Origin of the sequence: Vibrio ichthyoenteri ATCC 700023, from assembly GCF_000222605.1 — a bacterium.
Taxonomy (GTDB): domain Bacteria; phylum Pseudomonadota; class Gammaproteobacteria; order Enterobacterales; family Vibrionaceae; genus Vibrio; species Vibrio ichthyoenteri.
In genome coordinates, this window is the sequence record NZ_AFWF01000045.1 from 1 (window position 1) to 12,711 (window position 12,711).

Sequence of the window (12,711 nt, forward strand, 5' to 3'; positions counted from 1 at the left end):
GCGATAAAAGAGTGGGGGACGCTGGATACGCTGCTGCTCCCTTATTTTCGTGAGCGCACTTTTGCTGGAGAAGAGGGACGTTTAAGACCCATAATTCCAGTCTCGCAAGAGGCTATTTATCAATCCTCTCAAGAGCAACAACACATTGATTTTGCCTTGCGCTATAGCACCATGTTTGACGATTGGGATCTGGGGTTAAGCTATTTTCAAGGGACTAACCGCGATCCTTATTATCGTATTGTCGGTAACGACTTAGTGCCGTACTACGCTTTGTCAAAGCAAGTCGGTGTAGATATCCAAGGAATTGTCGGCGATTGGTTATGGAAGTTAGAAACGATCTATCGTGATAGTGAGGATCATCATATTGGTGTTGTAGGTGGCTTCGAATATACCTGGGTCGGTGTATTGGCTTCTATTTGGGATTTTGGCGTAATAGCAGAGTATCTTTACGATAGTCGTGGTGAAACCGCGCAAACGAACGGCCAAAACGACCTGTTCTTCGGTGGCCGGTTTGTGTTGAATGATCAAGCGGGTACAGAAGTGCTGATTGGTGTCACTCAAGATCTTGATCAGCAAGATATTTATAACGCAAAGCTTGAGGCATCAAGTCGCCTTACTAATCATCTGAAGTGGCGAGTAGACGCATGGTTGTTTGAAAATGAAACGCCGAGCGACTTACTCTATTTTGCTCGTGAAGATGATTTCATCGAAGTGTCTTTAGAATATTATTTTTAAGCCAAAGTTGCTTATTTCAGTGCAAACTAATTTAGCGCTAAAAAATAAACCAAGGGAGCAGATCTAGCTCCCTTTTTCATTACTTTGTATGAGCTTCATGGCTAATTCTATGTAGACTTAACAACTTAAGTAATTAGATTTGGTAACAAAAGGCGCGCTTATGAACTCATTCCAATGGGATATCTGCTACGAAACCGGTATTGACGAAGTGGATGAGCAGCATCAGTTTTTGGTGGATATCATTAATCGTTATGGCAAATTAGTGGCTGAAAATACTATCTCAATTCAAGATATTCGTACGGTTTTATTCGAATTATCTCGTTATGCTGAATTTCACTTTCGTGAAGAAGAAGCGATGATGAGAAGTAAGGGACTCTACGCCGATCATCTTGAAAAACACATCAAAGTTCACCGCGCATTTATGACTGAAATTATCGGTATGCAAGCCTTTGTCAATGATCAAAATAAACAAGCGGCGGTTTTGCTGCTTAACTTTTTGATCCACTGGTTGGCTTATCATATTTTGGGTATCGATAAAAACATGTCGCGTCAGTTAGAAAAAATTGAGCGTGGTGTGCCGGCACACAAAGCATATGAGGAAGAAGAAAAATCTCGCGATAGCAGTACGGAGCCTCTGCTTGCCGCTTTGACTGGACTGTTTGATCAAGTGTCACAACGGAAGCGTTATTAGAGCTCAATCAAAACCTCGAAGATATGGTTGAAAATCGCACTAAGCAGCTGCGCAAAGCGAATAAAAAACTAGAAGAGTTGTCACTTACCGATTCGTTAACTAAGTTACCCAATCGCCGCTCTGCGATGCGCAGCCTCAAGCAATTATGGGAAATATCTCAACAAAAAGCAGAGCCTTTAGTCGCGATTATGATTGATGTTGATCATTTCAAAGAGGTCAACGATAGCGCGGGACATGATGCCGGAGATCTAGTTTTACAAGAAATTGCGTTGTTACTTCAGCACCATTTTCGTAATGACGACATTGTTTGTCGCTTAGGTGGCGATGAGTTTTTTGTTCTCTGCCCTAACACAGATCAGAGTGGTGGATTACACGTAGCGAGCCAAGCCCAGCTGTCAATTTCTGAACTTCAGTTGGATCTGGGTAAAGCGTTTTGGCGCGGTAGCATCAGCGTCGGTGTGGCTGAGCGCACTAGCGACATGAATGATTTCCACGATCTGATTAAGCAAGCAGACAATGCGGTCTACGCGGCGAAGTCGAAAGGACGCAATCGCGTATCCGCATGGTTGAGTGTCGAATAATTATCGTCAGTGCTGGTTATAGGGTTTTCAACATCCACACATCACAACCGCCATGCAAGGTCCCTGAGATTGGTTGAGTCAAATGCTCGAAGCCCAGTTTTTCGTATAAAGCAATGGCGGAATGCATCGAAGAGATCGTATCAAGGTAGCATTGATTAAAGCCTTGCTGTTTGGCGAAGGCTAAACATTGTTCACTGAGTGATTTACCAAGTCCCAACCCGCGCCCTTGGGGCAATAAGAACAGCTTTTTTAGCTCGCATGTTTGCTCTGAATCGTTAAACGGTGCTAAGCCACACCCCCCAACAACATCACCGTTGAGCGTTGCAACCAAATAAAGACTACGTTTGTCTTGGGTATAATAGCGACTCATGGCCAATACTTCTGGATCTGATGGGCCAAATCCTTCACCAACAGCGCCAAATTCCGCGCCAACCATTTTGATTATCTGGCAAATATCGTCATCTTGTTTGGTGGTGATTGGTGCAATAGTTACCGTCATAATGATGTCTTTCATTGGAGAATTATTGTCTTGATATGGGCATGAAATTCATCACATTCAATATTACAGCCGAAAATTTACGCAAAGGCAGTGAGAATAGTGATTTGCGATTGGATTTAGAGTTGGCATTCGTTACTATGTAGGGCTATTTAAAGACCCAAGATCCCTGTCGGGACGCTTATGGACACTACCGCTTATGTGGTTTGTTTCGAAGCTAGACTCGGACAAAGACATAGGTAGATGAGGAAACGATGCAACATCTAGAAGAGATCATTGCTAATGCGAGTGCTGCTATTGAAGCTGCGCAGTCGCTAGTCGCACTTGATGAAGTGCGTGTTCAGTATCTAGGTAAAAAGGGTGAGTTAACTACTCAACTTCAAAGCCTAGGCAAACTGCCACCAGAAGAGCGCCGTGAAGCTGGTCAAGAGATCAACAAAGCGAAAGGCGTAGTTCAACAAGCAATCTCAGCTCGTAAAGACGCACTACAACGTGCAGAGCTGGAAGCGAAGTTGGCTGAAGAAACGATTGACGTAACTCTACCAGGTCGTCGTATCGAGAACGGTGGTCTACACCCAGTCACTCGCACTGTTGAGCGTATCGAGCAATTCTTTGGCGAACTTGGTTTTACCACTGAGTCTGGCCCTGAGATCGAAGATGCATTCCACAACTTCGATGCACTGAACATTGCAGCTGATCACCCAGCGCGTACTGATCATGATACTTTCTTCTTTAACCCAGACTTGATGCTTCGTACTCATACCTCTGGCGTACAGATCCGTACCATGGAAAGTGGCAAACCACCATTCCGTTTCATCGCTCCTGGCCGTGTTTACCGTAACGATTACGACCAAACACACACGCCAATGTTCCACCAAGTGGAAGGTATGTTGGTTGATGAAAACGTGAACTTTGCACAGCTGAAAGGCACGCTGCATGACTTCCTATGCAACTTCTTCGAAGAAGAAGTAGAAGTGCGTTTCCGTCCATCTTACTTCCCATTCACAGAGCCTTCAGCAGAAGTGGACGTGAAAGGTAAAAACGGTAAATGGCTAGAAGTGCTAGGCTGCGGTATGGTTCACCCGAACGTACTACGTAGCGTAGGCATCGATCCTGAAAAATACTCTGGTTTCGCATTCGGTATGGGCGTTGAGCGTCTAACTATGCTGCGTTACGGCGTAAACGATCTACGTTCGTTCTTCGAGAACGATCTTCGTTTCCTAAAACAGTTCAAGTAATCCAGAGGGTCCATCACTATGAAATTCAGCGAATCATGGCTTCGTGAGTGGGTAAACCCTGCGGTTACCACTGACGAACTAACACATCAAATTACAATGGCGGGCCTAGAGGTAGACGACGTACTACCAGTTGCAGGCACGTTTAACGGCGTTAAAGTTGGTCTTGTTGTCGAATGCGGTCAGCACCCAGATGCTGACAAACTGCGTGTAACAAAAGTTGACGTAGGTGCAGAAGAGCTTTTAGACATCGTTTGTGGCGCATCAAACTGTCGTCAAGGCATCAAAGTTGCAGTAGCAACGGTAGGTGCTGTTCTTCCTGGCGATTTTAAAATCAAAAAAGCCAAATTACGTGGTCAACCTTCACACGGCATGCTTTGTTCATTTACTGAACTGGGTATCGATGTTGAATCAGAAGGCATCATGGAGCTTGCAGAAGACGCAGTTATCGGTACTGATTTCCGTGAATTCTTGAGCCTAGACGACGTAACTGTAGACGTAGACCTAACGGCTAACCGCGCGGACTGTTTCAGCATCCGTGGTATGGCGCGTGAAGTTGGCGTTCTAAACCGTGCTGACGTAACTGAGCCTTCAGTTGAAGCGGTTGCAGCATCTATCGAAGATACGGTTGCTATCGAAGTAAAAGCGTCAGCAGCGTGTCCACGTTACCTAGGTCGTATCGTTAAGAACGTTAACGTTCAAGCGGAAACACCACTTTGGATGCAAGAAAAACTGCGTCGTTGTGGTATTCGTTCTATCGATCCTGTTGTTGATATCACTAACTTTGTTCTGCTAGAGCAAGGCCAACCTATGCACGCATTCGATCTTGCTAAGATTGAAGGCGGTATCGTGGTTCGCATGGCAGAGCAAGGCGAAAAGCTGACTCTTCTAGATGGTAACGAAGCAGAGCTAAATGCAGACACTCTAGTGGTTGCAGACCAAAACAAAGCACTAGCGATTGCTGGTATCTTTGGTGGTGAGCAATCAGGTGTGACATCTGAAACAAAAGACGTACTGCTTGAGTGTGCATTCTTTGCCCCTGACCACATCCGTGGTCGTGCGCGTGCATACGGTCTACACACAGATTCTTCTATGCGTTTTGAACGTGGTGTGGATTACGCACTACAAGTAAATGCAATGGAGCGTGCAACTGCGCTGCTTGTTGAAATCTGTGGTGGTGAAGTTGCACCAGTGGTTGCGGTTGAATCTGCAGCAGATCTACCAAAAGCAAACCAAGTTGCACTGCGCCGCACTAAACTAGACAACCTACTAGGTCACCACATTGCAGATAGCGATGTTGTTGAAATCCTTGAGCGTCTAGGCATGGCTGTAGAAGCGAATGCGGAAGGTTGGGTTGCAACTGCACCAACGTGGCGTTTTGATATTGCTATCGAGCAAGACTTGATTGAAGAAGTTGGCCGTATCTACGGTTACGACAACATTCCTAACCAGTCACCAGTTGCTGCACTTAGCATGAACGATCACAAAGAAGCTGACCTACCGCTTAAGCGTGTACGTAATCTTCTTGTTGACCGTGGTTACCACGAAGCGATCACTTACAGCTTTGTTGAACCTGAACAACAAAAATTGGTTGTTCCAGGTGTTGAGCCGCTAATCCTGCCATTCCCTATTTCTGCGGATATGTCAGCGATGCGTCTTGGCCTAATCCAAGGTCTACTAAACACGGTTGTTCACAACCAAAAACGTCAGCAACCACGTGTTCGTTTGTTCGAATACGGTCTGCGTTTCATCCCGTGTGAATCAGCTGAAAACGGTATGCGCCAAGAGCCAATGCTTGCAGGTGTTATCGCAGGTACTCGTGGTGAAGAGCACTGGAACGTAGAAACCAACACGGTTGATTTCTTCGATCTTAAAGGTGATCTAGAAGCGGTTCTTGAGCTAACGGCAAACGACAAAGCATACGCATTTGCAGCGCTATCTGCAGAAGCGAAAGCGGCGAACCCAGCCCTACACCCAGGTCAATCAGCAGCAATCGTTGTTGATGGCAAAGAAGTGGGTGTGATTGGTACGGTTCACCCAGAGCTTGAGCGTAAGTTTGGTCTAAACGGCCGTACTATCGTATTCGAAATCGAATGGTCTGCGATCAACACTAAAGTGATCCCAGAAGCGGTAGCGCTTTCTAAGTTCCCATCAAACCGTCGTGACATCGCAGTGGTTGTTGACGAAGCTGTGGCTTCTGGCGACATCGTTGCTGCGTGTCTTGAGCAAGGTGGTGAGTTCCTAAAAGATGCGAAACTATTCGACGTTTACGTAGGTAAAGGTGTAGAAGAAGGCAAGAAGAGCCTAGCTATCGCCCTAACACTACAATCTGTTGAGCGTACGCTTGAAGATGCAGATATTGCTGGTGCGGTAAATGCGATTGTAGCGCACGTATCAGATAAGTTTGGCGCATCACTACGCGACTAATGGTTGTTGATACAATAAACATTCAAAACCCGCTAATTTAGCGGGTTTTTTTATAGCTAAATATCATTAAATCTGGCACTTGGTCATGATGAACTTATCTGAGCAAGTTTTTGCTCACTTGGGCAACTTTTATGTTCTTTCTGGGCAATATCTTGCTTAGTTAATTGCGTTCTCGTTTAAGTGTTTGATTTTAATGGTGTAACTGTTTGGCATGGTTACTGCTTTGTTAGGTGACGATTACGGATTAACTTAATGAAAATAGGATTCATACCATGCCAACTCCTTGTTATATTCAAATTAACGGCCAAACACAGGGCCTTATCACTGCTGGTGCTTGTACTTCAGATTCAATTGGTGACTCATACGTTGAAGGCCATGAAGATGAAATGTTGGTTCAGAAGTTCGATCATACGGTCACTGTTCCAACCGACCCTCAGTCAGGTCAGCCTTCAGGCCAACGAGTTCATAAACCATTCCAATTTACAGTTTCTCTAAACAAGGCTGTACCGCTGCTATACAACGCATTGGCATCCGGCGAAAAAATGAATGAAGTGACTCTAAAGTGGTACCGCACCTCGATTGAAGGCAAGCAAGAGAACTTCTTTACGACTAAGCTCGAAAACGCCTCGATTGTTGATATTCAATGTGAAATGCCACATTGCCAAGATCCAGCCAAATCTGATTTCACTCAAAACCTCACAGTATCAATGTCTTACCGTAAGATTACTTGGGACCACGTTAACGCAGGTACTTCCGGTTCTGATGACTGGCGTAAACCAGTTGAAGCGTAAGCACTAAGCAATTTTAATGGCGGCTTAAGCCTGATATAGATATCGATGGAATAATCGAGTGCGGTCATCTACTTAAGCGGCCATTTTGCCTTAACCAAAGCGGGTTACATTAGCCAGTTTTGCTTAAGGCTTTTGGCGTTGATTGAATAGGGAATTCTCATGGCAACATTGACGTTTACCATCGCGCTAGATGGGGTAGAAGACGATAGCTTGGTCGTGCGAAGCTTTGATGGGCAAGAATCATTATCTGAAAGTACCTTTAATGGTGATCCATGCTACGGATTTCGCTATGAGGTTGAGCTTGCCAGTCGTCGGTCAGACTTATCACCAGAAGACATTGTTGATATGCCAGCCGAGCTACAGATGTACCGCAATGGGCAATTGACTCAGCGTGTGCATGGGGTTGTTCGTCAGTTTTCTCAAGGCGATATCGGTCATCACCATACCTTCTATTCGTTAACGTTAGTGCCTGCTTTTGAACGCCTATCGTTACGTCAAAATAGCCGTATATTTCAACAGCAGAGCGTACCTGACATTATCTCCGTATTGCTGCAAGAAATGGGCATCAATGATTACAGCTTTGCCGTTTCAGGTGATCACCCAGCGCGAGAGTTCTGTGTTCAATACCGAGAAACGGATTTAGCTTTTGTACAGCGATTAGCTGCTGAAGAAGGGCTGGTATACAGTTTTGAACACGCTCAAGACAAACACACGCTAGTGTTTAGCGATAGCACCGATTTGCTGCCATCACTCGACTTACCCATACCCTATAACGCCCTTTCTGGTGGTGCTATCGATATACCCTACATTTCAGGGATACAAGCGCGAACTCAATCACAAGTCTCTTCTGTCGAATTGAAGGACTACAGTTTTAAAAAGCCGGAATACGGTTTTAGCCAAAATCAGCACGGCAGCGATATCGAGTATCAGCAAGATAGTTATGATCATTTTGACTATCCTGGTCGCTATAAGAACGATGAAAGTGGTATAGCATTCAGCCAAATTCGTTTGGAGTATTTACGTCGCCAATCGCGTCTTGCATTTGGCAAGAGTAATCAGCCGCTATTAAGAGCCGGTTGTCGCTTTGCTTTACAAGAACACTTAAACCCCGAGTTCAATCGCAATTGGTTAGTGGTCAATATTGTTCGGCAAGGGACACAACCGCAAGCATTAGAAGAATCTGGCGGCGCAGGTGCAACGACTTACAACAATATCTTTGAGTGTATACCAGCGAATCAAACATGGCGTGCGAAGCCGGAGGCAAAACCGCAAGTTGACGGTCCTATGATAGCGCTGGTGGTGGGGCCAGAAGGCGAAGAAATCTTTTGTGATGAGCATGGACGAGTAAAGCTGCATTTCCCTTGGGATCGTTATTCATCAGGCAATGAATACAGCTCGTGTTGGGTGCGCGTGTCGCAAGGCTGGGCTGGCAGTCAATATGGCATGATGGCGATTCCTCGTATTGGTCACGAAGTGATTGTTTCATTTTTAAATGGCGATCCTGACCAACCAATCGTGACGGGGCGTACCTACCATGCCACCAACACCACGCCGTATACGCTCCCTGATCATAAAACCAAAACCATCTTGCGCAGTGAAACTCACCAAGGTGAAGGTTTCAATGAACTGAGTTTTGAAGACCAAGCCCAAGCGGAAAAAATCTACCTACACGCCCAGAAAGACTTTGAAGCTGATGTACTAAACGATCACACCACCCACATTAAGCACGATAAACACTTAACCATGGATAACGATCGTTTCAGCAAAATTCTAAACAATCAACACCTAACGGTGGCAGGCGAAAGCCGCAGCAAAGTATCTAAAGATCAAACGACCATTGTTGACGGCAGCATGCACCACAAAGTCGCCAATCTACACGCTTTAGAAGCAGGTAATGAAGTACACCTTAAAAGCGGCGCAAAAATCGTAGTCGAAGCGGGCGCAGAGATGACGCTTAAAGTTGGTGGCAGCTTTGTAAAAATCGACCCTGCCGGCGTACACATCGTCGGCGCTGCTATCAATCTCAATTCAGGTGGTAGTGCAGGCAGCGGCAGTGGCTATGGCGGGCAGTTAGCGGCGCTGCCGTTGGGGGTGGAGTCTCCACCACCGCCAGTAAATCCTCTGCCTTTACAGTTCTCCGCTGATAAATTCATGAATTTGTCGTTAGTCGATATACCGATCGCCAAGAGATGTTTACGCCAAGCGGATGGTTCTTGTCCTCGCGAGGATTGCCCTTGTGAATAGTTTACCAACTTTAGCCGCTAAGTCAGATTATTGGCTCATCGTCGATACCGTTCGTATTCCGGATGCAATGGACGTATTACGTGAGAAGGCTTCTATCAAGCGATCTTTACGCTTGTTCGCTGGTTCGGATTTAGAACATCTTATTGAGCAAAGCCCTCTGCTCATTAATCTCGGCCAAACGCCAGACATTAGGCAATATTTATCGTTACCTGGTTTTAGTTCAAGTGCAGTCGTGTTTGAGTTATCTCAAGAATGCGATGAAAAAAAATCACTAACACATTGGCAAACGCTCTTGCTCGCGAATATAGAAAGTCATCCTTGTTTATTAAGATTTTATACACCAGCATTTTGGCAGCCAATCAAAAACGAGCTAAATGATGCTGATTTAAAGACATTGCTTGGTCCGTCTACCTCGGTAATTTGGATGAACGAGAATGGTCAATTAGAGCAGGTTATCCAACAAGAGAAGCAAGAGGCCTTGCCAAAAACGCCTTACGTTCTGACGTCAGAAATTTTCAAATCATGGGTGTGAACATGAGTCAAAATACCTACACAATTTTACAGGACGAATGTCTAAGCCTTATTGCTCAGCGCTTTAGTGTTTCAGTACAAGATTTAATGAAACTGAATAGCACTCAAATAAAAGATCCCAATCTTATTTACGAAGGAAATACTTTAATTCTTCCGTTGCCATTACCTATACAGGTCGATGGTTCACGTACGCCAACCCCCGTAACGCCCCCCCCTGAGGAAAAAGCCTCTGATATTTGTAAAACCGACACGCCATTGGATGACATCCTTTATATTCCAGCACACCCGAAAACAGGTAAGAAGACTTGGTATGCAATTGATCAAAAAGTAAAAGACTTACTTCTTGAAGAAAAGAAAATACTGGGAGAGAGTATTGATGATATGGATGCAATCGTCAAAAACTTAAATAATTTAGGGATTTTGTCAAAATTTGAAGCAAAACAATATGAACACTTTATGGATGAAGAACAGGTAGAAAAATACCGTTCTCTTCTTTTTGCTCAATTCGCGATTAATACACGAGCGTGTGTGGTCGACGGAAAAAATCCAAATGAGTTTTTGCTAAAAGTGGCAAAGACTCTCGATTATCAACTGGCAGAGCGATTCAATTGGCTATCGGATTGGCAATCGAACTCTTCAGTCAGTGGCTACCCTGCAATGAATCAAGAGCCAGACTTAGAATCTAGCCCCAAATTCATTAATAGAATCAATAATCAATTGCGCACCCAGTTGTTAGTTTTAATTACTAAGCATATTAACGAACTAGAAAAAAAGGCTAAAAAGGCGGCGGGTAAAATAGACGCAGAAGATGGTACTAAGTTTGTTTTCATGGAAAAGTTAGATTATTTTTCCACAACTCAGCAAAAAGAAATAGCCGATGCAATTCAAGCTTTAAATAGAAAATCTCGGTCAGAACGACGCAGTGGAATGGATTTAGCACTGAGTTCACATGCTGAATGTGTTGAATATTTGTCTGCATGGCCAGAAATGCTGGAGAAAGCATGGGAAGAAGGGAGTGAACTTAGTGAATTGGGCAGAGTTAGAAGAAACAATAAATATTATTATAGTGCCGAAAACATCCGAACTCTCAACGTCAATGGCTATGTAGTTAAAGAGCAGTGTTTAACTCCGAAGCAATTAATTGGTGACTCCGGTATCACGCTAGGGCCAGAAGCATTAGCCAAAAAACCTTGGCGAAAAAAAGAAAGCGGAGCAGCGAAACCGTTAGACATTAACGCCACAATGTTAATTGCAGATTTATATGCAGAGGTTGGAGGTCCAGAGTTTGACGGAAAAAACGATCAGAAAAGTATTGAAAGTTTGGTCAATAACACCGATCTAGATTGGGCGTATTACCCAACGGTTGCGTTAATTGCTGTGATTGATGCCACGATTAAAAAGCATAAATCGGCCTTAGCACGGGTCTTAAACACCGGAAGCACACCTCTGGAACAGCTGTTTGGTCAGTTATTGTGGATTAAAAAAGTCGCGCTTGCACGTATTGCACTTTTAAAATCGATCGCAGAGAAAAAAGCGGCAGCAGGTGCAAAAAGCATGCAATTCACCTTTGGTGAGGAGGCGCTATTTCCTAAAAAATTCACCTTGCTTTGGGATGAATCGGCGTACAAACCCAAAGAAATCAAAATTTCAGGTTTTAGCAACCAAGCGGGTTACAACGATATCCAAGTTGTGGAATGTTGCTTACTCTCTGATGGTAAGGTGTTTTACGTACGTGGCCCACAGTGGTATATGCCGGGTGATGACCAACGTTTGATATGTCAATCCGCGGGGCGAGTTCAAAATATCACCAGTAAAATAGCGGTAGTCGATAAAGCCTCTCAAGGCGCTGATCTTATTGAAGACAATGATATACCAGCGGCGCTGAAAAAAATGGCAGACGTAAGCATCAAAATGGAGTTGGTTCCACTCAAAGCCGAAAAGCAATTTGATACTGCCTTCTGGCAAGATAGTTACCATTACCAAGACGGTATAGGCCCTAATGGAAAGGGCGGAATTTTTAATATCGATGCTGGTGCCCAACTACTTCGTTTTTCAAGCAAAGCCGAAACCGAGTTGAATTCCCCTCTAAATTCATACTCGGGTCTTATTTCTGAGGCTCGCAACATCGGTGGTTCTGGTGGTATATCAGCAACCTTTACCGCGTTGCAAGCACAGCTCAGCATGAGTTTTTGGTTACCTTTACAAGACGATAGCCCTAAAGCAATTGCCCAAGTGAAGCCTCATCAATTAACGATTTTGTATCAAGATCAAGAAGATAAGGAGCATCCTTATCAAGCTGGCTATTTGTGTGCGAATATCATCGGCAATGTATATGGTCTAGCGGCTGCATCATGCCAACTCAGCGCAAAAATTACGATGGGACCAACCGATGTAGGTGAAGGCTTTGGCATCAAGGGCAGCACCATAGGGTTATTTGATCCCAATGTGCGTGATGGCTATAACCTAGGCAACGCTAGCTTAAACGACGCAGAAAAAGCGAAAATAGCTGCCGAAGCCTCTGCCAGCGTGGATGTTTTTGCCGGCGTTGAAGCCGGAGGTAGCCTTACGGCTGCGGTATATTGGGCTCCACCAACGCCACCCAGCAGTAAGAAAACAATTGAGCCAAATAACCCAGAGCCTAAAGCAATCAACTTACAAAAGCTCGGTTCAGTCCAAGGTTCACTCGCCGCCGCTGCGGGGGTTGGCGCTCAAGCTGAATTTCGCTTAGCGATTCAAGGCGGTATTTTGTTGGTGATCGCAAAAGCTGGACTGGTGTTTGGCCCTGGCTGCCAAGGTAAAACGGAAATAGTGGTTGATACTGAACGTCTAGATGAGTTTTTAGATTGCCTACTCGGCGTGTTGAAAAAAAGCAATTTTCGCAGGTTGTCTGTCTTTGGTGAGGCCGATGAAAATGGCGTAAACGATGATTTTGAACTGCTTAACGATATATTAACCATAGCAACGGGGCTTGGATTAAGAA

Annotated in this window: 7 protein-coding genes and 2 pseudogenes; 8 read left to right on the forward strand and 1 reads right to left on the reverse strand. The window is 44.7% G+C overall.

Going from position 1 to position 12,711, the window contains the following annotated elements:
* Both RH85_RS04885 and RH85_RS04890 read left to right on the forward strand, forming a co-directional pair.
* Positions 1-735 (forward strand): annotated as a pseudogene (locus RH85_RS04885) (hypothetical protein); the annotation flags it as partial.
* A 160-nt stretch (positions 736-895) separates the two neighbouring features.
* Positions 896-2,007 (forward strand): annotated as a pseudogene (locus tag RH85_RS04890) (bacteriohemerythrin).
* 16 nt (positions 2,008-2,023) lie between these two features.
* On the opposite strand, the gene RH85_RS04895 reads toward RH85_RS04890, so the two are convergent.
* Entirely contained in the window at positions 2,024-2,506 is a 483-nt protein-coding gene (locus tag RH85_RS04895; RefSeq protein ID WP_039948615.1) for a GNAT family N-acetyltransferase, read from the reverse strand.
* Positions 2,507-2,757: 251 nt separating this feature from the next.
* On the opposite strand from RH85_RS04895, the gene pheS reads away from it, so the two are divergent.
* The 6 genes from pheS to RH85_RS04925 form a co-directional block, all read left to right on the forward strand.
* Positions 2,758-3,741, forward strand: a complete 984-nt coding sequence (gene pheS / locus RH85_RS04900) for a phenylalanine--tRNA ligase subunit alpha (RefSeq protein WP_005594293.1) — start codon at positions 2,758-2,760, stop codon at positions 3,739-3,741.
* 18 nt (positions 3,742-3,759) lie between these two features.
* Positions 3,760-6,165: a phenylalanine--tRNA ligase subunit beta gene (gene pheT, locus RH85_RS04905; RefSeq protein ID WP_006711094.1), complete on the forward strand. Its 2,406-nt coding sequence runs from the start codon at positions 3,760-3,762 to the stop codon at positions 6,163-6,165.
* Positions 6,166-6,437: 272 nt separating this feature from the next.
* A complete protein-coding gene (locus RH85_RS04910; RefSeq protein WP_006711095.1) occupies positions 6,438-6,956 on the forward strand; it encodes an Hcp family type VI secretion system effector in 519 nt (172 codons plus the stop codon).
* Positions 6,957-7,115: 159 nt separating this feature from the next.
* A complete protein-coding gene (locus RH85_RS04915) occupies positions 7,116-9,200 on the forward strand; it encodes a type VI secretion system Vgr family protein (RefSeq protein WP_006711096.1) in 2,085 nt (694 codons plus the stop codon).
* Positions 9,193-9,732 (forward strand): DUF4123 domain-containing protein, encoded by a 540-nt coding sequence (locus RH85_RS04920; protein WP_006711098.1) that lies wholly within the window; start codon positions 9,193-9,195, stop codon positions 9,730-9,732. The genes RH85_RS04915 and RH85_RS04920 overlap by 8 nt, the downstream gene beginning before the upstream one ends.
* Before the next feature lie 2 nt (positions 9,733-9,734).
* Positions 9,735-12,711: LysM peptidoglycan-binding domain-containing protein (locus tag RH85_RS04925; RefSeq protein WP_039948618.1), on the forward strand; the 2,977-nt coding region annotated here is incomplete at its 3' end.